The 19,988-nt window shown below is 70.5% G+C and carries 17 protein-coding genes; 9 read left to right on the top strand and 8 right to left on the bottom strand.

The features are described from left to right. Positions 1-788, top strand: a 788-nt coding sequence (locus DEJ21_RS11550; RefSeq protein WP_146247758.1) for a carbonic anhydrase, incomplete at its 5' end; no start/stop codon positions are given. A gap of 35 nt (positions 789-823) precedes the next feature. Here the strand turns inward: DEJ21_RS11550 and DEJ21_RS11545 are convergent. Then, positions 824-1,462 carry a GNAT family N-acetyltransferase gene (locus tag DEJ21_RS11545; RefSeq protein WP_111023265.1) on the bottom strand — a complete coding sequence of 213 codons (639 nt, stop codon included), beginning with the start codon at positions 1,460-1,462 and terminating at the stop codon, positions 824-826. Between the two features lie 91 nt (positions 1,463-1,553). Here DEJ21_RS11545 and DEJ21_RS11540 point away from each other — a divergent pair, with 91 nt between their 5' ends. Both DEJ21_RS11540 and DEJ21_RS11535 read left to right on the top strand, forming a co-directional pair. Next, positions 1,554-2,159, top strand: coding sequence for a hypothetical protein (locus DEJ21_RS11540; RefSeq protein ID WP_258375019.1), 606 nt, complete (start codon positions 1,554-1,556; stop codon positions 2,157-2,159). A gap of 42 nt (positions 2,160-2,201) precedes the next feature. Then, complete coding sequence (locus tag DEJ21_RS11535; protein WP_111224657.1) at positions 2,202-2,504, top strand: DUF427 domain-containing protein; 303 nt, start codon at positions 2,202-2,204, stop codon at positions 2,502-2,504. Positions 2,505-2,534: 30 nt separating this feature from the next. Here DEJ21_RS11535 and DEJ21_RS11530 read toward each other — a convergent pair whose 3' ends face one another. From DEJ21_RS11530 to DEJ21_RS11505, 6 genes are all read right to left on the bottom strand, one after another. Then, entirely contained in the window at positions 2,535-3,794 is a 1,260-nt protein-coding gene (locus tag DEJ21_RS11530) for an Nramp family divalent metal transporter (protein WP_111224656.1), read from the bottom strand. Positions 3,795-4,210: 416 nt separating this feature from the next. After that, a complete protein-coding gene (locus DEJ21_RS11525) occupies positions 4,211-4,906 on the bottom strand; it encodes a CGNR zinc finger domain-containing protein (RefSeq protein WP_111224655.1) in 696 nt (231 codons plus the stop codon). A 47-nt stretch (positions 4,907-4,953) separates the two neighbouring features. Further along, on the bottom strand, positions 4,954-5,445 hold the full coding sequence (locus DEJ21_RS11520) for a SprT-like domain-containing protein (RefSeq protein WP_111087728.1): 492 nt from the start codon (positions 5,443-5,445) through the stop codon (positions 4,954-4,956). Beyond that, positions 5,442-6,272 (bottom strand): hypothetical protein, encoded by an 831-nt coding sequence (locus DEJ21_RS11515; protein WP_071406181.1) that lies wholly within the window; start codon positions 6,270-6,272, stop codon positions 5,442-5,444. Before DEJ21_RS11515 ends, DEJ21_RS11520 begins: the two co-directional genes overlap by 4 nt. A gap of 124 nt (positions 6,273-6,396) precedes the next feature. Then, positions 6,397-7,167, bottom strand: coding sequence for a DUF308 domain-containing protein (locus DEJ21_RS11510; RefSeq protein WP_146247757.1), 771 nt, complete (start codon positions 7,165-7,167; stop codon positions 6,397-6,399). Between the two features lie 106 nt (positions 7,168-7,273). After that, the gene (locus DEJ21_RS11505; RefSeq protein WP_110863235.1) at positions 7,274-8,116 is read right to left on the bottom strand and encodes a spermidine synthase; all 843 of its coding nucleotides are present in this window, start codon (positions 8,114-8,116) and stop codon (positions 7,274-7,276) included. A 130-nt stretch (positions 8,117-8,246) separates the two neighbouring features. On the opposite strand from DEJ21_RS11505, the gene DEJ21_RS11500 reads away from it, so the two are divergent. From DEJ21_RS11500 to rpoC, 6 genes are all read left to right on the top strand, one after another. Next, positions 8,247-8,768: a hypothetical protein gene (locus DEJ21_RS11500; protein ID WP_111224653.1), complete on the top strand. Its 522-nt coding sequence runs from the start codon at positions 8,247-8,249 to the stop codon at positions 8,766-8,768. After that, on the top strand, positions 8,765-9,979 hold the full coding sequence (locus DEJ21_RS11495) for a sensor histidine kinase (RefSeq protein ID WP_111224652.1): 1,215 nt from the start codon (positions 8,765-8,767) through the stop codon (positions 9,977-9,979). The genes DEJ21_RS11500 and DEJ21_RS11495 overlap by 4 nt, the downstream gene beginning before the upstream one ends. Further along, positions 9,976-10,671, top strand: coding sequence for a response regulator transcription factor (locus tag DEJ21_RS11490; protein WP_111224651.1), 696 nt, complete (start codon positions 9,976-9,978; stop codon positions 10,669-10,671). The genes DEJ21_RS11495 and DEJ21_RS11490 overlap by 4 nt, the downstream gene beginning before the upstream one ends. 329 nt (positions 10,672-11,000) lie before the next feature. Next, positions 11,001-11,636: a hypothetical protein gene (locus tag DEJ21_RS11480; protein ID WP_181435856.1), complete on the top strand. Its 636-nt coding sequence runs from the start codon at positions 11,001-11,003 to the stop codon at positions 11,634-11,636. Positions 11,637-12,021: 385 nt separating this feature from the next. Next, a complete protein-coding gene (gene rpoB, locus DEJ21_RS11475; protein WP_111224648.1) occupies positions 12,022-15,510 on the top strand; it encodes a DNA-directed RNA polymerase subunit beta in 3,489 nt (1,162 codons plus the stop codon). Positions 15,511-15,554: 44 nt separating this feature from the next. Beyond that, entirely contained in the window at positions 15,555-19,436 is a 3,882-nt protein-coding gene (rpoC, locus tag DEJ21_RS11470; protein ID WP_110863230.1) for a DNA-directed RNA polymerase subunit beta', read from the top strand. 129 nt (positions 19,437-19,565) lie between these two features. Here rpoC and DEJ21_RS11465 read toward each other — a convergent pair whose 3' ends face one another. Then, entirely contained in the window at positions 19,566-19,961 is a 396-nt protein-coding gene (locus DEJ21_RS11465; RefSeq protein WP_071245506.1) for a VOC family protein, read from the bottom strand. Positions 19,962-19,988 lie beyond the last annotated feature (27 nt).

The raw sequence follows: 19,988 nt of genomic DNA, 5'->3' as shown, positions 1-19,988 counted from the left end.
GTCGAGGCTACGCCCGCTCCGCGGTGGACGGGAGGCCCGACCCGCGTCGCGTCACTCGCCGTCGGTCCGCCAGGTGGGCGCGAGGGCGCGCAGCCGGAACGTCTCCCGAGGCCGACGCGCACGACGCCGGCACGTCCTGGTCGTACGAGGGAGCAGGTGCCCCGCAGCACTGGGGTGCTCTCACCGACGAGTACGGCACGTGCGGCACCGGCGAACAGCAGTCCCCGATCGACCTCCCGGCAGCCCGCGGAGGCGCCGATCTCGACCTCGTTGGCTCGGGCGCTGTCCGGGGTCTGACGGCGGACAACGGGCACACCGTGCAGTTCACCGCCGGTGACGGTGCCTCGACGACCATCGCCGGCACGGACCTCGACCTGGTGCAGATGCACTTCCACGCGGGGTCGGAGCACACCGTCGAGGGCGACCCGGCCGACGCGGAGTTCCACTTCGTGCACGCTGACGACCGCGGAGCCCTGACCGTCATCGGTGTCCTCGCCGAGCGGGGCGCGCACAACCCCGCCTACGAGAGCTACCTCGCCGGTGCGACGGCAGGGGCGGGTCGCGAGAGCACCGTGGACATCGAGTCGATGCTGCCCGCATCGCGGTCGTTCGCTACCTACGAGGGGTCACTCACCACCCCACCCTGCACCGAGGGGGTGCGGTGGATCGTGCTCGAGGACCCGATCGAGCTCGGCGCCGACCAGCTCGCCGACCTCGAGGCGGCGCACGTCGAGAACGCGCGTCCGGTCCAGCAGCTCGGTGACCGGACCGTCCGTCACGCGCTCTGACGTCAGTCGGCTCTGACGTCAGCGGGCTCCGACGGTCAGGCGTGCCGGGCCGACCGGCGGCGGGACCCCTCGGCGCGGTCGTGCCGCCGGAGCCGCTCGGCCAGTCCGAGCCGGACGGCCGGCCACTCCGACGCGATCACCGAGAACACCACGGTGTCGCGCAGCGTGCCGTCGCGGCCGATCGCGTGGTTCCGGAGCACGCCGTCCTGCTTGGCGCCGAGGCCCGCGATGGCCGCCCGGGACTGCAGGTTGTGCCAGTGGGTGCGGAACTCGACCGCGATGCACTGCCAGGCCTCGAACGCGTGCGACAGCATGAGCAGCTTCGACTCGGTGTTGATCCCCGAGCGCTGCGCGGACCGGGCCAGGAACGTGCTGCCGATCTCGACGTGACGGTTGCCCGGGTCGATGTTCATGAAGGTCGTCGCACCCACGACCCGGCCGGTCGGGCGGTCCCGCACGGCGAAGGGCACCATGCGTCCGGCCTCGTGCTCGGCGAGCCGCCGGTCGATCTCGGCCTCGACCTGTGCCGGGGCGGGTACGGAGGTGTACCAGGTGCGCCACAGATCGCCGTCCGCGACCGCCGCCCGCAGGTCTTCCGCGTGCTCCTGCCCGAGGGGCTCGAGCGTCACACGGTCGCCGGTCAGGGTGGGCACGGGGGCGATCTCCATGACCATGCATCCTAGGGTCGCCGACCCTGGTGGAACCCGGTCGGACAGCGACCCTGTGGAGAGGGACAGCATCGCCCGGGCGGCTATCGTGACGGACGTGGCAGAACGCACCCAGGAGAAGTACCAGGTCCGGTTCGCGTGGGGTCCCGGAGGTGCGGCACGGATCGCCCACGGCACCCACCTGCTCGTCTGGGTCGACGCCCTGCCGCCGACCCCCGACGCCGCAGCACAGCGGCGCGCGCTGCGGAACGTGACGGCCCATCTGCCGCAGGGTCCGGAGGTCGTGCTCGGCCACCTCGGCAACGCGGCGGCGGTCGCGGAACGGGTGACGGGCCTCCAGGCCGCACGCGGTGACCGGTGCGTCGTCGCGATCGTGGCCGCCGGGCTGCACCACACCGCAGCCCTCGACGACGCGGCCGAGGCGGCGGGGGAGTCCGTCGACGTCGCCGACGCACCCGACTTCGCCGTCGAGGACCTGCTCGCCGCCGGAGCCGTCGTCGACGCGCTCACCGAGGTCGGCATCGACCACACCTCACCCGAAGCCGCTGCGGCCTGCGCGGCGTACACGGGGCTGCGCCGTGCCGTGCGGCACCTGGTCAGCGCGTCCGAGGGCGCTGCCGTCCTGAGCCGCGACGACGTGCACGCGGCGCTCGCCGCGGGGCCGGACCTGCCCGTCCTGCGGGAATCGGGGGAGCGCGCGTAGCGTTCGCCCCGTCACGGAACCAGCGAGCGAAGGAGCAACGCCATGAAGGCAGTCGTCGGCGACACGGTGATCGCGGAGGCCCCCGAAGAGGACCTCATCAAGATCGAGGGCAACTGGTACTTCCCGCCGTCGAGCGTGAAGACCGAGCTCTTCAGCGAGAGCCCCACCCAGTACCACTGCCCGTGGAAGGGCGACACCCAGTACTTCACGGTGAACGTCGACGGACAGGCGCTGCAGGACCGCGCGTGGTCGTACCCGACGCCGATCCCGTCGTCGTTCGACCGCGTCGGCAAGGACTACTCGGGCTACGTCGCGTTCTGGAAGGACGTCCAGGTCGTCGAGTGACGACCGCCCGTCACCCTGATCGGCTGGGACTCAGCCGGTCAGGGTGAGCACGACCAGCGCGACGTTGAGCGCCACGATGACCGCCGCGATCACCCACGCCACCACGCGGGTGGGCGCGGCGTTCACGTCGGTCCCCATCACGCTCCGTCGCGAGGTGTAGACCACCAGGGGCACGATCGCGAAGGCGATCCCGAAGCTCAGCACCACCTGGCTGACGACGAGCAGCATCGTCGCGTCGATGTTCAGCGCGAGCAGCACGATCGCGGGCACCAGGGTGATCGCGCGCCGGGCCACGAGCGGGATCCGCACGTGCAGCAGGCCCTTCATGATCTCCGCGCCGGCCATGCAGCCCACCGAGGTCGAGGCCAGGCCGGACGCGAGCAGGCCCACGGCGAAGAGCACCCCGACGACCGGGCCGACGTTCTCGGCGATGGCGCGCTGCGCACCGGGGATGGAGTCGGTGCCCTCGACGCCCGGCAGGGTGGCCGCGGCGAGGACGAGCATCGCGATGTTCACCCCGCCCGCGACGATCAGCGCGAGGCCGACGTCCCACCGGGTCGCGACGAGCACTCGGCGACGCTCCGGCCCGGCGGGGACGTCCCCGTGGCGGTCCCGGGCGAGCGCCGAGTGCAGGTACACCGCGTGCGGCATCACGGTCGCGCCGAGCATCGAGGCCGCCAGCAGCACCGACCCGGAGCCCTCGAACCGCGGCACGAGCCCGGCGACCAGGTCGGCCGGTGTGACCCGGGCGAACAGCAGCCCGGCACAGAAGCCCACCGTCAGGATCGCGAGCATCGCCGTCACCACGGTCTCGAACAGGCGCGTGCCCCGGCGGCTGTGCAGGGTCAGCAGGAGCATCGAGACGAGCCCGGTGATGATCCCGCCGACCACGAGCGGCAAGCCGAAGAGCAGGTAGAGCGCCAGCGCGCCGCCGATGACCTCGGCGATGTCGGTCGCGGCGGCGACGATCTCGGCCTGACCCCAGAACAGCAGGCGCGGGGTGCGCCGCATCCGCAGGCCGAGGTGCTCGGGCAGCGACTTGCCCGTCACCACCCCGAGCTTGGCGGACAGGTACTGCACCACCACGGCGCTGGCGTTCGCGGCCACGAGCACCCAGAGCAGCAGGTACCCGTACTCGGCGCCGGCGGTCAGGTTGGCGGCGACGTTGCCCGGGTCGACGTACGCGATGGCCGCGACGAACGCCGGTCCGAGCAGGGAGAGCCCGGCTGCGCGGCGACGCGGGGCACCGGATGGGTGCTCGTCGAGCCGGGGGCTGGCAGTGTCGGTCATGCACCGATCCTGCCAGAGAATTCGGCCCACCGAATCTTCTTCTTCGTCTTGTCGTGGTGCTCGCCGGTTGCCACTCGTGCGTGCGTGTTTCGGGTGGTCGCGATCGGTCGGCTGGGACGCCGCCAGCCGACGGTTGGTGACCGCTCGGCGGAGGTGGGCGGGGTGTCCTGACCGCTCGCGGAAGGCGGACGGGAGGCCCGTGGCGGCGCCGCCCCGCGCCTCCCGGCCGGTGGCTGGTCGCGACTCGTCGCTTGCGTTGTGTCGGGTGGTCACGACCCGTCGGCTGGGAGGCCGCCAGCCGACGGTTGGTGACCGCTCGGCGGAGGTGGGCGGGGTGTCGTGGCCGCTCGCGGAGGGCCGACGTACGGCCCGTCGGCGCGGCCACGGACAGTGGTCACCCCGTGCTCAGCTCGTGGTCACTCCGCGGCGCGGCGGGCGCGGTGCGCCCGGACCTTCGCCCGGTTGCCGCACCGTTGCATCGAGCACCAGCGTCGGGTCCCACCGCGCGACGAGTCGTAGAACACCAGGCCGCAGTCCTCGGCCGAGCACCGGCTCAGCCGGGTCGGCCGGCCGTCGGCCTCGACGTCGTCGAAGCCGACCTCGGTGAAGAGCGCGACGGCGTCGCGCGCGACGCTCGACAGGGCCTGCGCCAGGCGGACCCGGTTGGCTCCGGCACGGCGTCGGCCACCCGGGAGGCTCGGGGGCACGTCCGGCAGGGCGGCGAACAGGTTGACGGTGTCGATGTCGTCGGGCGCGGGGCGCGTGCGGCCGGCGCCGGCACGCAGGCCCGCCGCCACGGCGGTGCGTTCCGCGGCGGTGCTCGTCGGCGCGGGGGCGGCGGCCACGGCGAGTCGGGCGATCGCGGCACGCAGGGCCCGGGCGTCCTGCAGCTCGCGGGCGCTGGCACCGACGTCGATCGGCTCGGTGTGCTCGCTGAGCCACTCGTCCAGGTCGGCCGGGCTCGCGAGCAGCTCCCCGAGCTGCGACCGCGGTCGGCGTCCGGTGGGGTCGTCGGCGAAGCCACCCGTGTGCGCGAAGTCGAGCGCGATCCGTCCGGCGTCGAAGAACCAGGAGGAACCGGCGTCCGTGCGGATGTGCTGCCCCGTGTGCATCCGCCCAGGCTAACGGGTTACCGGCGCGCCTCCGTGCGTCGGGACCCTCATGCGGTAGTCGATGCCATCGTGGCCGCGTCGTCGTCCGCGGTTCGGCGCCGCCAGGTGATGACGTTCCGGGCATCGAACCGCCGGGAACAACGGGCGCAGGCCAGGGGACGGGTGGGCGTGCGGTACCGGAAGTGCTCGTGCCCCGCGGGGCAGGTGCCGATCCAGGGGGCGAGCTCGCTGGCGATCGGCCCGTCGTGCAGCCGGGAGCCGGTGTACCCGATCCCCGCAGCCGTGCGCTTCCACTTCGGTCCGTGTGCCGCCCGGGCGCCGGCGAGTGCGTGCGCGACCTCGTGCAGCAGGACCTGCTCGACGTCGTCGTCGGAGAAACGTGTGGCCAGGTGCCGGCTCACCGTGATCCGCTTCCGTGCGAAGTCGCACTGGCCGGCACGGGTCTTGGCGTGGTCGAACCCGAACGCCCAGGTCCCGGCGCCGAGGTGTTCGGCGATGAGCGCTTCGGCACGGAGCCGGACGGTCTCGAGCGCGGTCACTGCTCGGCGCGCGGGTCGGCCTGGCCCTTCTTCGCTGCCCGGGCCGCGATCCGGCCCCAGATGTCGTCGGCCTCGGTCCGTGCGGCGTCGGGCGCACCGAGCACGCGGCGGCGGATCGGCGGGACCTGCTTCACCGGCTCGGCGACGCGGGTGGTGGGTTCCTCGTCCTCGGCACGGCGGGCGGCGACCTCGCGGGCGGTCCGTGGCTTGTCGGACGGTTCCGCCGGGTTCGTGATCGAGGCCCGCATGGCGGCCTCGACCGCGGTGCGCAACGCGTCGGTGCGCTCGGACGGCGCGCCGGCCTGTCGGAAGGCCTGGTACGCCCGCGACAGTGCTGCGCGGGCCTCGTCGAAGCGGTCGTTCTCGAACAGCGACCAGCCCTCGATCTCGGCTGCGGCGCCCTCGAGTTCGGGCCACTCCTCGGTGGCGGCGGTGTCGCGGGCCATGGCGGCCTCGGTGGCGGCGCGGTCGTGCCGCCCGAGGTCGTGCAGCACGTGCGCACGACGGATCCGCGCGGCGACCTTGTCCTGGCGCTCCCCGGTGAACATCGCGAGGCGGAACACCTCTTCCGCGATGACGAGCGACTCGTCCAGTCGACCGAGCAGGCGGAGGAGTTCGGCCCGTTCGGCGAGGGCGTCGGTGCTGCGGCTCTGACCGAGGTCACGGAGCCGCTGGTGCACGGCGTCGACGTCGACCGCGGGTCGCAGGCTGATGGGCGCGAAGGTGCTGCCCGGGCTGACTCCGGCCGTCACGGGAGCCGCGTGGCGCGGTTCGCGGGAACGGTCGGACAGGTCGGGCTGCTGGCGGTCGTCGGGCGGGAGGGACATCGGTTCGAGGGTAGCCGCGGTCTCCCGGGAGCGGTCGGTGCGACGCGCTCAGGTTGCGCGGGTGCGGCCGGGACGACGAACGGCCCGCCGTGCCGGAGCACGACGGGCCGTTCCGAGTGGTCGATCAGGAGTTGGCGGCCACCGCGGCGGCAGCTGCCACGCCGACGTAGGTGACCAGCGTCGCGATCGTGGCCACGACGGCCAGGATGATCGCGAAGATGCCCCAGCCGCGACCACGCTTGGTCACGGCGGCGATGATGCCCTGCACGAGCGCCCAGAGCCCGAGGATCGCGGCGACGCCGGCGATCACCGCACCGACACCGATCTGCGAGATGACGGCCGGGTCGTTCATGAGCTGACGCTGCAGCTCCTGCTGGTCCGGGGTGGCACCGCTGCTCGGTACGAGGTTGTTGATCGCGTCGCTGTTGGCGAGCGCCGACCCCATCACGTACCCGCCGATGACGCCGATGACGAGCGCGGCGAGTCCGAGGAAGAACGCCACGACACCGAGGGTCTTCTTCTTGGGCTTCGGCTCGTCGTGGCTCTGCCAGGCCGGGGCACCGGCGTGCGCGGGCGCGGCGGCGTACGGCTGCTGGTCGTGGTGCTGGTCATGGCGCTGCTGGTCGTTCCAGCTCGGCGTGCTCGACGGCTGGCCGTACTGCTGCTCGCCGTTCGGCTGGCCGTACTGCTGACCCTGCCCGGACTGCTGCCCGTACTGCTGCTGCTGGCCCTGCCGGTACTGCTCGCCGTACTGCGGGGTCGAGGTCGGCGCCGGGTCCACCCGCTCGCCGTACCGCGGGGCCTCGGCGTCGGGCTGCTGCTGCGGGGCGTCGCCCCAGCGCGGCGCCTGGCCGTCGCCCGTCCGGTCCTGGTCGTTCCGGTCGTCGTTCGTCATCAGGGTTCCCATCGCTCGGTCGCGCACCTGCGCGGTCGTTCAGACCATCCTGACAGCCGGACCCGCCGAGTGTCCGAAGTCCGTCCCCGGGGGTGCCGTGCGGGCATCAGCCCCCGAACACGCTCCGGTTCGGCTCCGGCGACGCGACCGCCGTCTGGTCGGTGACGATCGGCGCCCCGGCGATGAACGCCTTGAGCTCCGCACCGTGCACGACCTTCGCCGGCATCGGGTCGGACGAGTACCGCCTCGGCATGTCCGCCACCGGCAGGTCGGTCGGCGACCCGAGCAGCACGATGTTCCCGAACCGCCGGCCCTTGAGCATGCCGGTGTCCGCGACCGCGGCGACCGACGGCAGCACCGACTGCAGCGTCGACGCCTGCCCGCGGGCGAAGGCCAACCCGGCGCCGTCGGCCACGTTCACCGCGACGATGCCCGTCGGCGACAGGAACGCGGCGACCTCGCGGTAGAACTCGACGCTCGTCACGTGGGCGGGGATCTGCGAACCACCGAAGACGTCCACCACCGCCAAGTCCACGGTGCCGCGGAGTCCGGCGGGCAGCTTGCCGAGGACCTCCCGGGCGTCGCCGTACCGCACCCGGATCGAGGCGCCGCGGGGGAACGGCAGGGCCTCGCGCACGTGCTCGACCAGGTCGCGCTCGAGCTCGATCACCTGCTGCCGCGAACCCGGACGGGTCACCGCGACGTAGCGGGGGAGGGTGAGGGCGCCGGCGCCCAGGTGCAGTGCCGTGATCGGGCCGTCCGGCAGCAGGTCGATCGCGTGCCCGATCCGCCGGATGTACTCGAACGCCAGGTGGGTCGGGTCCTCGAGGTCCACGTGCGACTGCGGGGTGCCGTCCACCACCAGGGTGAAGGACCCCGGTCGGTGCCGGTCCGGCTCCACCACCGAGTACCCCGCACCGATCCGGAACCCGTCGAACGCATCAGCCATGCCGTCAATGGAACACCACCGCGATCACCACCCGCGTCCCCACCCCTGGTTGGTGTGCCCGCGGAGCGCCCGGAACGAGGCTGATGTCACCGGTCGGAACACTCCGCCGGACCACCTCGAAAGGCACACCATGTCGGTCCAGCTCCTCGCGAACGTGCTCATCGGCCTCGCCCTCGTCGGCCTCCTGGCGTACCGGCAGGCGACCTGGCGGTCCCTCGACCCGGCGCGCATCTGGCGGGGACCGCTCGTGATGGCGATCGTCGGCGTGGTCGTCCTCGCACAGACCACGGCGACCGTCACCACCACCGACGTCGTGTTCCTCGGCCTCGAGGCCCTGCTCACCGTCGGCGTCGGCCTCGCGATGGGGGCCATGACGCGGTTCCGCACCGTCACGACGCCGGACGACAAGGGCCGCACGCTGCAGTCCCGCACCGGGTGGCTCGGCGCCGCGCTCTGGATCGTCCTGATCGCCGCCCGCATCGGACTCGACGTCCTCGGCGGCCACCTCGGCGCGCACCTGCTCACCTCGACCGGCACGATCCTGCTCGTGCTCGCCCTGAACCGTGCAGCCCGTGCCCTGGTCGTCGACCAGCGCATCCCCGGCGGCGGCGACCGGTCGGAGGCCGCCCGCCGCGGCATGATGGTCCGGTGAGCCTGCCCACCGACCCGGACCCGACCGACCCCGCCGGGGTCCGGTCCCGCTCGGTGCTCTCCTGGGGACTCAACGCCGTCGGGATCGCCGTGGTCGCCTTCTGGTTCGTCCGGAACGGCCTCCTGCTCCACCACCCCGCGTGGGTCTGGGTCCTCGGGGCCGTGGCGCTCGCCGCCTGGGCCGTCCGCGAAGGGGCACGCACGCCCCGGGTGCTCGTCGTCGCCGCCGGCGTGATGATCGCCGCCGGATCCCTCGCCGTTGTGCCGACCGACTCGCTCCTGGTGGTCCCGGTGATCGTCGGGCTCGTCATCCTCGGAGCAGACCTGCGTCTGCCGGTCTGGACGGCCGTGGTCGCCGCGCTCGCCGCCGTCGTGGTGGTGGCCGTCACCGCGACGCTCGAGCAGACGTCGGTGCAGTTCGTCCTCGGCGTGAGCGGCGGGCTGCTGCTCGGCGTGCTCGTCGGCTTCAGCCGTCGGCAGGTCCGGATCACGACGGCGCAGGCCCGCGAGACCGAGCGGCAGCAGCAGCGCGCACGGCTCCTCGCCGACCGGTCGCGGGCGTCCCGGGACATCCACGACGTCCTCGCCCACTCGCTCGGCGGTCTGGTCCTGCAGCTCGACGCGGTCGAGGCCCTGCTCGAGGCCGGCCGCGTCGACGAGGCCACCCGCCGAGCCGGCGAGGCACGCGCGCTGGCCGCGGACGGCCTGGCCGAGGCTCGGCGCGCGGTGCACGCGCTCCGCGACGAACCGCAGCCCGGCCAGCCGGAGCCGACCCGTGCCTCCAGTCCGTCCGCCGACCACACGTCGGGCCTGACGGCCCTGCTCGACGCGCACCGATCGTTCGGCGGCGAGGTCGTCGTGCAGGGAGACGCGACCCTCGCCGTCCTCGACGACGCCCACCGTGCCGCCGTGGTCCAGGTCGTCCGGGAGGCCCTCAGCAACGCCCGCAGGCACGCTCCCGGCCGCCCCGTGTCCCTGTCCGTGATCCGGGACGGCGACGCCGTGGACGTCGTCGTGGCCAACCCGCTGCCGAGCGGCGGGCAGGGGGTGCTCGGGATGCGCGAGCGGTTCGCGGAACTCGGCAGCGAGGCCACGGTGGAGGCCGAGCGTTCCGACGACGAGTTCGTCGTCGCCATGCACCTGCCCGTCGACGGCACGCGTGACGCGAACACTGCGGACGCTGCGGTCGCCGCCGAGGACGACCGCTCGTGACCATTCGGGTGCTCGTGGTCGACGACCAGGCCATCGTCCGCGACGGCCTGGTGACGGTGCTGTCGCTCGTGCCCGACGTGCAGGTCGTCGGGCAGGCTGCCGACGGTGCCGAGGCGATCGCCGCCGTCGACCGGCACGTGCCCGACGTCGTCCTGATGGACCTGCGGATGCCGGGTGTCGACGGGCCGACCGCCACCGCGCGGATCGTCGCCGAGCACCCCGGGGTCGCGGTCCTGGTGCTGACGACCTACGCCGACGACGACTCCATCACCACCGCGCTGCGAGCGGGGGCCCGCGGCTACCTGACGAAGGACGCCGGGCGCGCGGAGATCGCGACCGCGGTGCGTGCGGTGGCCGCCGGGCAGTCGACCTTCGACGCGACCGTGGGGGCGCGGCTGGTGGCGCGCCTCGCCGGTGGTGCCGGTGCAGGCAACGGTGTCGCTGCTGGTTCCGCGGCGCCTGCGCCTGCGTCGCCCGATCCCGATCCCGGTCCGTCGCTCGGTGCGCGGTTCCCGGAGCTCACCCCGCGCGAAGTGGACGTCCTCGAGCGGATCGCGGACGGCCGGACGAATCCGCAGATCGCCGCCGAGCTGTTCCTGACGGTGCCCACCGTGAAGTCGTACGTGAACCAGGTGTTCGCGAAGCTCGGGGTCCGGACCCGCGCCGAGGCCGTCGCCCGCGTCCTGCGCTGACCGTCCGCACCCCGTCGTCCCCGGGCGACGCACTGCGGACACGTGAATGCGTACACATGGACGACCAGCGGACGCCAAGACTCGTTGCGTACCGTTGACGCCTGTCGTCACGACGCCAGAGCGTCGATGCGTGTGTGCCCCACACACCACGCGTCCGCCCGGACACCGTGACCACGACGTGCCCGCGAGCGCCCCCACCGCTCGAGCGTGCGCGCCGTCGGCGTGCTGCTGCGCGCCACCCCTCCGGTCACCCGCGCGCGCTGGCCGTCGAACGCACCGCACCCGATGACGAGTGCACCACTGCTGATCCGCCGCAGGAGACCTCCGTCATGACCGCCGACACCATGAGCGTGCCCACCGCACGCCTCACCACCCCGGACACCCACCGGTCCGGGACCCGACCCACCCGGGTGATCCGGGCCTCCCGGCCGTCCCGTGCCGCCCATCCGTCCCGCGCCGCCCTGCCGTTCCACGCCGACCGCGAGACGGCACCGACCTGGATGCGGGTCGTCGGCACGGCGCTGCTCCTCGGCGGTGCCGGGCTGTCCGCCGCCGTGCTCGGCTGGCCCGGGGACGCGCCGGAGGTCGCCCTGCTGGTGCCGGCCCTGCTCGCCGTCGCCCTCGGGTCGCTGCTCCTGCTCGCCCGGGCCGGGTTCACCGTCACCGAGCGGCACGTGACCCTGCACTTCCGTCCGCTCCCGCCGCGGCGCATCCCGCGCCGGCGGATCACCGACGTCCGCTTGGTCGAGGCGGACGCGGCCACCTACGGCGGTGTCGGCCTGCGGATCCGTCGCGGCGAGCGTGCGCTCATCCTGACGCCGGGACTCGGGATCGAGCTCACGGACGACCGGGGCCGGGTCACGTTCGTCCGCACGCGCCACCCGGAGGACGCGTTCCGTGCGCTGGCCGGACTGCCGGGCGGGCCGGGAGGCGCGGATCGCGTCGAGCGCGAGCGGCTGGGTTGATCAGAGCCCGGCTGAGCAGGGGAATGGAAGCGGCGTGTGGCGGCTTATACACGCCACTGCCGAATCCGGTCAAGCCGGGACTGGACAGCGCGCCACGGAGCGAACTATGATGACAGTTCGCGCTCCCTGGCATCCGTGTCGTCATATTGCGGTCGACGCAGAGTTCTGAGACAGAAACTCATCTCGCCCTGGTGCAGCCGGACCCGTATATGGCGGCGGGTACCGCTCACGGAGATCATCCCACACGTGCACCGACGTTCCGCGTCAAGGCACGCGTCGGCGTGGTCGCAGGGCTTGCATCTCAGGGTTCGCCGAGCGATCAATCCACTCACCTACACACTGCTCGTCAGTGTCGGCCCGACGGGGCCTACCGGAGGTCACACCCTTGGCTGCTGCGCCCAACGCATCCACCAACCCCAAGAACGGTCGCAACCACTCGCGACTCTCGTTCGCCAAGATCACGGACACCCTCACGGTTCCTGATCTGCTCGCACTCCAGACGGAGAGCTTCGACTGGCTCGTCGGCAACGACGTCTGGAAGGCCCGCCTCGCCGAAGGGCAGGAGCAGGGTCGTACCGACCTCGCGCTGCACTCGGGGCTCGAGGAGATCTTCGAGGAGATCTCCCCGATCGAGGACCTCGGCGAGACCATGCAGCTCTCGTTCACCGCGCCGGAGCTCGAAGACCCGAAGTACTCGATCGACGACTGCAAGGAGCGCGGCAAGACCTACGCCGCTCCGCTGTACGTCAACGCCGAGTTCATGAACCACATGACGGGTGAGATCAAGACGCAGACGGTCTTCATGGGCGACTTCCCGCTCATGACCGAACGCGGCACGTTCATCATCAACGGCACCGAGCGCGTCGTCGTGTCGCAGCTCGTCCGTTCGCCCGGCGTGTACTTCGAGCGCCAGCAGGAGAAGACCTCCGACAAGGACATCTACTCGGCGCGGATCATCCCGTCGCGTGGTGCCTGGCTCGAGTTCGAGATCGACAAGCGCGACCAGGTGGGCGTGCGCATCGACCGCAAGCGCAAGCAGTCCGTGACCGTCTTCCTCAAGGCCCTCGGCCTGACGAGCGAAGAGATCATGGACGAGTTCCAGGGCTTCGCGTCGATCGAGTCGACCCTCGAGAAGGACGCCGTCCTCACGAAGGAAGAGGCGCTCAAGGACATCTACCGCAAGCTCCGTCCCGGCGAGCAGGTCGCTGCCGAGGCCGCGCGTGCGCTCCTCGACAACTTCTACTTCAACCCGAAGCGCTACGACCTGGCGAAGGTCGGCCGCTACAAGGTCAACCGCAAGCTCGGCATGGACGCCCCGCTGTCCGACTCGGTGCTCACCGTCAAGGACATCGTCGCGACGATCAAGTACCTGGTGTCGCTGCACGCTGAGCGCACCACGATCGACGGCGTCCGTGACGGCGAGCCGGTGCAGCTGCGCCTCGACGTGGACGACATCGACCACTTCGGCAACCGTCGCATCCGCGCCGTCGGCGAGCTCATCCAGAACCAGGTCCGCACGGGTCTGTCCCGCATGGAGCGCGTCGTCCGCGAGCGCATGACCACGCAGGACATCGAGGCGATCACGCCCCAGACGCTCATCAACGTGCGTCCGGTCGTCGCCGCGATCAAGGAGTTCTTCGGAACGTCCCAGCTGTCGCAGTTCATGGACCAGAACAACCCGCTCGCGGGCCTGACGCACAAGCGTCGTCTCTCGGCCCTCGGCCCGGGTGGTCTGTCCCGTGAGCGTGCCGGCGTCGAGGTCCGTGACGTCCACCCGTCGCACTACGGCCGCATGTGCCCGATCGAGACCCCGGAAGGCCCGAACATCGGCCTGATCGGTTCGCTCGCGTCCTTCGGTCGGATCAACTCCTTCGGCTTCATCGAGACCCCGTACCGTCGCGTCGTCGACGGCGAGGTCACGAAGACCATCGACTACCTCACCGCTTCGGAAGAGGACGAGTTCGTCGTCGCGCAGGCCAACGCCCCGCTGACGAACGACTTCCACTTCGCCGACGACAAGGTGCTCGTCCGCAAGAAGGGTGGCGAGGTCGAGCTCGTCGCCAAGGACGAGGTCGACTACATGGACGTCTCCCCGCGCCAGATGGTGTCGGTCGCGACGTCGCTCATCCCGTTCCTCGAGCACGACGACGCGAACCGCGCCCTGATGGGTGCGAACATGCAGCGTCAGGCCGTCCCGCTGCTCCGCTCCGAGTCGCCGCTCGTCGGCACCGGTATGGAGGGCTACACGGCCATCGACGCCGGCGACGTCGTCACCGCCGACAAGGCCGGTGTCGTCTCCGAGGTCTCGGCCGACGCCGTCACCCTGCAGCTCGACGAGGGCGGCACGCAGACCTACTACCTGCGCAAGTTCGACCGCTCCAACCAGGGCACGAGCTACAACCACCGCGTCATCGTCTCCGCAGGCGAGCGCGTGGAGCAGGGCGAGGTCATCGCCGACGGTCCCGCGACGGAGAACGGCGAGCTCGCGCTCGGCAAGAACCTCCTCGTCGCGTTCATGCCGTGGGAGGGCTACAACTACGAGGACGCGATGATCCTGTCGCAGAACCTCATCAAGGACGACACGCTCTCCTCGATCCACATCGAGGAGTACGAGGTCGACGCCCGCGACACCAAGCTCGGCAAGGAGGAGATCACCCGTGACCTCCCCAACGTCAGCCCGGACCTGCTGGCCGACCTCGACGAGCGCGGCATCATCCGCATCGGTGCCGAGGTCCGCCCCGGCGACATCCTCGTCGGCAAGGTCACGCCGAAGGGCGAGACCGAGCTGAGCGCCGAGGAGCGTCTGCTCCGTGCCATCTTCAACGAGAAGTCGCGCGAAGTCCGCGACACCTCGCTCAAGGTGCCCCACGGTGAAGAGGGCACGATCATCGGCGTCAAGGTGTTCGACTCGCAGGACGGTGACGACGAACTCGGCTCTGGTGTCAACCAGCGCGTGGTCGTCTACATCGCCCAGAAGCGCAAGATCACCGCGGGTGACAAGCTCGCCGGTCGTCACGGCAACAAGGGCGTCATCTCGACCATCCTCCCGGTCGAGGACATGCCGTTCCTCGCCGACGGCACCCCCGTCGACATCGTCCTCAACCCGCTCGGCGTCCCCGGCCGCATGAACTTCGGCCAGGTGCTCGAGATCCACCTCGGGTGGCTCGCCAAGCAGGGCTGGAACGTCGAGGGCATCCAGGAATGGGCCGAGAACCTGCCGGAGGCAGCGCACAGCGCCGAGCCCGGCACCAAGGTCGCCACCCCGGTGTTCGACGGTGCGTACGAGCGCGAGATCGAGGGCCTCCTCGACTCGACCCTCCCGAACCGCGACGGCGAGCGACTGATCGGCTCGTCCGGCAAGGCGCAGCTCTTCGACGGCCGCTCCGGCGAGCCGTTCCCGGAGCCCGTCTCGGTCGGCTACATGTACATCCTCAAGCTGCACCACCTGGTCGACGACAAGATCCACGCGCGTTCGACCGGTCCGTACTCGATGATCACGCAGCAGCCGCTGGGTGGTAAGGCGCAGTTCGGTGGACAGCGATTCGGTGAGATGGAGGTGTGGGCGCTCGAAGCGTACGGTGCCGCCTACGCCCTCCAGGAGCTCCTGACGATCAAGTCCGACGACATCCTCGGCCGCGTGAAGGTCTACGAGGCGATCGTCAAGGGCGAGAACATCCAGGAACCCGGCATCCCCGAGTCCTTCAAGGTCCTCATGAAGGAGATGCAGTCGCTCTGCCTGAACGTCGAGGTCCTCTCGGCCGACGGCCAGGCGGTCAGCCTGCGCGACAACGATGACGAGGTCTTCCGCGCTGCGGAGGAGCTGGGCATCAACATCTCCTCGCGGTTCGAGTCGTCCTCCGTCGACGACATCTGATCCCGCCCGTACATCGAAGCCTGAATCAGCAAGAGAGAAGAACATTGCTCGAAGCAACTTCCTTTGACGCCATTCGGATCGGCCTCGCGACCGCCGAGGACATCCGTCAGTGGTCGTACGGCGAGGTCAAGAAGCCGGAGACCATCAACTACCGCACCCTGAAGCCCGAGAAGGACGGTCTGTTCGGCGAGCAGATCTTCGGTCCTTCCCGCGACTGGGAGTGCGCCTGCGGCAAGTACAAGCGTGTCCGGTTCAAGGGCATCGTCTGCGAGCGCTGCGGCGTCGAGGTCACCAAGTCCTCGGTCCGTCGTGAGCGCATGGGCCACATCGAGCTCGCTGCCCCCGTCACGCACATCTGGTACTTCAAGGGCGTCCCGTCGCGCCTCGGGTACCTCCTCGACATGGCGCCGAAGGACCTCGAGAAGGTCATCTACTTCGCGGCGTACATGATCATCGACATCGATGAAGAGGGCCGTCACGCGGACATGCCGGGTCTCGAGAACGAGATGCGTCTCGAGATCAAGACCCTCGAGGGCCAGCGCGACTCGATCATCGCCGACCGCCTCAAGAAGCTCGAGGACGACCTCGCAGCCCTTGAGGAAGAGGGTGCGAAGGCCGACGTCAAGCGCCGCACCAAGGACACCGCCGAGAAGGAGATGTCCCAGGTCCGCAAGTCGTTCGACGAGGACATCACCCGTCTCGAGCGTGTGTGGGAGGACTTCCGCAACCTCAAGGTGGGCGACCTCAAGCCCGAGGACGCCGTCTTCCACGAGCTCCAGGACCGGTTCGGGATCTACTTCGACGCCTACATGGGCGCCGAGGCGATCAAGCTCCGGCTCGAGGCGTTCGACCTGGCCGCCGAGGCCGAGGCGCTGCGTCTGCAGATCGCCGAGGGCAAGGGCCAGAAGAAGATCCGCGCGATCAAGCGTCTGCGCGTCGTCAGCTCCTTCCTCGCCACCGGCAACTCGCCGGCCGCGATGGTGCTCGGCGTCGTGCCGGTCATCCCGCCGGAGCTGCGCCCGATGGTGCAGCTCGACGGTGGCCGTTTCGCCACGTCGGACCTCAACGACCTCTACCGTCGTGTGATCAACCGCAACAACCGTCTCCGCCGCCTGCTCGACCTCGGTGCCCCCGAGATCATCGTGAACAACGAGAAGCGCATGCTGCAGGAAGCCGTCGACGCGCTGTTCGACAACGGTCGTCGTGGACGTCCGGTCACGGGTACCGGCAACCGCGCCCTGAAGTCCCTGAGCGACATGCTCAAGGGCAAGCAGGGTCGTTTCCGCCAGAACCTGCTCGGCAAGCGCGTCGACTACTCGGGCCGTTCGGTCATCATCGTCGGCCCGCAGCTGAAGCTGCACCAGTGCGGTCTGCCCAAGCAGATGGCGCTCGAGCTCTTCAAGCCGTTCGTGATCAAGCGCCTGATCGACCTGTCGCACGCGCAGAACATCAAGTCGGCCAAGCGCATGGTCGAGCGTTCGCGTCCGCAGGTGTGGGACGTGCTCGAGGAGATCATCCGCGAGCGCCCCGTGCTGCTGAACCGTGCGCCGACGCTGCACCGTCTGGGCATCCAGGCGTTCGAGCCGCAGCTCGTCGAGGGCAAGGCCATCCAGCTCCACCCGCTCGTGTGTGCTGCGTTCAACGCGGACTTCGACGGCGACCAGATGGCCGTGCACCTCCCGCTGTCGGTCGAGGCCCAGGCCGAGGCCCGCATCCTGATGCTCGCCTCGAACAACATCCTGAAGCCGTCCGACGGCCGTCCGGTGACCCTGCCCGCACAGGACATGATCATCGGTCTGCACCACCTGACGACCGTCCGCGAGGGCGCCGTCGGTGAGGGCCGTGCGTTCTCCTCGGTCGCCGAGGCGATCCTGGCCAACGACCAGCACACGCTGCACCTCAACGCGATGGCGAAGATCCGCATGACGGGTGTCCACTTCGCCGAGGGTGAAGCTCCCGAGGGCTACGAGCAGGGCGACACCGTGCTGCTCGAGACGACCCTGGGCCGTGCGCTCTTCAACGAGACCCTCCCGGCGAACTACCCGTTCGTCCAGAAGGTCACCGACAAGGGTGTGCTGTCCGCGATCGTCAACGACCTCGCCGAGCGCTACTCCAAGACCGAGACGGCCGCTGCGCTGGACCGGATCAAGGACGCCGGCTTCTACTGGGGCACCCGCTCCGGTGTGACCGTCGCCCTGTCGGACGTCGTGACGCCTCCTCGCAAGAAGGAGATCATCGCGGGCTACGAGATCCAGGCCGCCAAGGTGCAGGGCGAGTTCGACAAGGGTCTGATCACCGACTCCGAGCGTCGCGCCGACCTGATCAAGATCTGGACCGAGGCCACGAACGAGATCGCGCAGGAGATGCGCGACAACTTCCCGGTCGACAACACCATCAACCGCATGGTGTCGTCCGGTGCTCGTGGTAACTGGCTCCAGGTCCGCAACATCGCCGGTATGCGTGGTCTGGTGAACAACCCGAAGGGCGAGATCATCGCCCGCCCGATCATCAACTCGTACCGCGAGGGCCTGACCGTGGCGGAGTACTTCATCGCCACCCACGGTGCTCGCAAGGGTCTTGCCGACACCGCGCTCCGTACCGCGGACTCCGGGTACCTCACCCGTCGTCTCGTGGACGTCTCGCAGGACGTCATCATCCGCGAGGACGACTGCGGCACGACGCGTGGCCTCGAGCTGCCGATCGCGACCGTGGACGCCGACGGCAAGCTCGTCCGCGACCCGCGCGTCGAGAACACCGTGTACTCCCGCACCCTGGCCACCGAGGCCGTGGACGCACAGGGCACGGTCGTGGCAGAGGCTCGCGAGGACGTCGGTGACGTGCTCCTCGAGAAGCTGCTGGCAGCCGGTGTCGAGAGCATCAAGGTGCGCTCGGTCCTGACCTGCGAGTCGGCCGTCGGTGTCTGCGCGAAGTGCTACGGCCGTTCGCTCGCCACCGGCAACCTGGTCGACATCGGTGAGGCAGTCGGCATCATCGCCGCGCAGTCCATCGGTGAGCCCGGTACCCAGCTGACGATGCGTACCTTCCACACGGGTGGTTCGGCCTCGGCCGACGACATCACCCAGGGTCTGCCGCGTGTCACGGAGCTCTTCGAGGCGCGTACCCCCAAGGGCGCGTCCCCGATCGCCGAGGCCCCCGGCCGCGTCGTGGTCGAGGACACGGACAAGGGTCGTCGGATCATCCTCACGCCGGACAACGGCGACGAGCCGTTCATCTACCCGGTGCTCAAGCGTGCGACGCTCCTCATCGAGGACAACCAGCACGTCGAGCTCGGCGAGCAGTTCATCGCCGGCACCGTCGACCCGAAGGAAGTCCTCCGGGTCAAGGGTGTCCGAGAGGTCCAGAAGCACCTGGTCAACGGTGTGCAGGACGTCTACGGCTCGCAGGGTGTGCCGATCCACGACAAGCACATCGAGGTCATCGTCCGCCAGATGCTCCGCAAGGTCACCGTCGTCGACCACGGCGACACCGACCTGCTGCCGGGTGAGCTCGTCGACCGGTCGCGCTACAACGCGCTGAACCGTGCGGCGCTGCAGGAGGGTCGCAAGACCGCCTCGGCTCGCCAGGAGGTCATGGGCATCACGAAGGCGTCCCTCGCGACCGAGTCGTGGCTGTCCGCCGCTTCCTTCCAGGAGACCACCCGCGTGCTCACGCAGGCGGCCATGGAGGGCAAGCAGGACCACCTCGTCGGCCTCAAGGAGAACGTCATCATCGGTAAGCTCATCCCCGCCGGGACGGGCCTCAGCCGGTACCGTGACGTGGACGTGAACGCGACCGAAGAGGCGAAGGCGGAGCGGTACCCCAACCGCATCTTCGCTGACGACTCGTCGTTCTCGGACGCCGACCTGAGCTTCGTCGACTTCGACAGCTTCTCGTCGGACGACTTCACGCCGGGCACGTACAACTGAGCCTGATGTGATCCCACGAAGGCCCCGTCTCCGCAAGGAGGCGGGGCCTTCGTCGTGTCGTCACCACGTGACGGCCTGGAGGCGCGGTGCGGGGCCGCCACGGGCCTCCCGTCCGCCGTGGGGTCGCGGCTAGAGCGCGCGGCCCGCGCCGTTGTCGCGGCCGGAACCGCGTCCGGTCTCGTCGACCAGCGAGAACAGGCTCAGCACGTTGCCGTCGGGGTCGCGGACGTCGAACCAGTCGACCGCCCCGTCGACGCACTCGACGGGGCCGATGTCGATGCCGAGCGCGCCGATGCGTGCGTGCTGCGCGGCGACGTCGTCGACGCCGAAGCGGACGCTGACCGGGTTCTCCTCGGCCTGTTCGTCGACGTAGAGCTGGATCCAGATGCCGCCGACCTCGTACTCGGCGACGCCGTCCTCGGGCTCGAGGTCCGGCTCGGTGCGCTCGAAGACCGCGCCGTACCAGAGGCAGGACGCCTCGATGTCGCTGACGGGCAACCCCACGGTCACGCTCGTGATGTCCATGTCTCATCATGTGCCCGGGTGGGGGCG

The sequence above is a fragment of the Curtobacterium sp. MCSS17_006 genome (genome assembly GCF_003234215.1).
GTDB classification, from domain to species: domain Bacteria; phylum Actinomycetota; class Actinomycetes; order Actinomycetales; family Microbacteriaceae; genus Curtobacterium; species Curtobacterium flaccumfaciens.
The sequence above is the reverse complement of the archived record's forward strand: the minus strand, read 5'-3'. Positions and strand labels throughout refer to the sequence as shown.

Excerpts from the sequence above, each read along its gene's own strand:
- DEJ21_RS11545 (WP_111023265.1), bottom strand. The coding sequence starts at position 1,462 with ATGGTCATGGAGATCGCCCCCGTGCCCACCCTGACCGGCGACCGTGTG.
- DEJ21_RS11535 (WP_111224657.1), top strand. The coding sequence starts at position 2,202 with ATGAAGGCAGTCGTCGGCGACACGGTGATCGCGGAGGCCCCCGAAGAG.
- DEJ21_RS11530 (WP_111224656.1), bottom strand. The coding sequence starts at position 3,794 with ATGACCGACACTGCCAGCCCCCGGCTCGACGAGCACCCATCCGGTGCC.
- DEJ21_RS11525 (WP_111224655.1), bottom strand. The coding sequence starts at position 4,906 with ATGCACACGGGGCAGCACATCCGCACGGACGCCGGTTCCTCCTGGTTC.
- DEJ21_RS11515 (WP_071406181.1), bottom strand. The coding sequence starts at position 6,272 with ATGTCCCTCCCGCCCGACGACCGCCAGCAGCCCGACCTGTCCGACCGT.
- DEJ21_RS11510 (WP_146247757.1), bottom strand. The coding sequence starts at position 7,167 with ATGACGAACGACGACCGGAACGACCAGGACCGGACGGGCGACGGCCAG.
- DEJ21_RS11505 (WP_110863235.1), bottom strand. The coding sequence starts at position 8,116 with ATGGCTGATGCGTTCGACGGGTTCCGGATCGGTGCGGGGTACTCGGTG.
- DEJ21_RS11500 (WP_111224653.1), top strand. The coding sequence starts at position 8,247 with ATGTCGGTCCAGCTCCTCGCGAACGTGCTCATCGGCCTCGCCCTCGTC.
- DEJ21_RS11480 (WP_181435856.1), top strand. The coding sequence starts at position 11,001 with ATGACCGCCGACACCATGAGCGTGCCCACCGCACGCCTCACCACCCCG.
- DEJ21_RS11465 (WP_071245506.1), bottom strand. The coding sequence starts at position 19,961 with ATGGACATCACGAGCGTGACCGTGGGGTTGCCCGTCAGCGACATCGAG.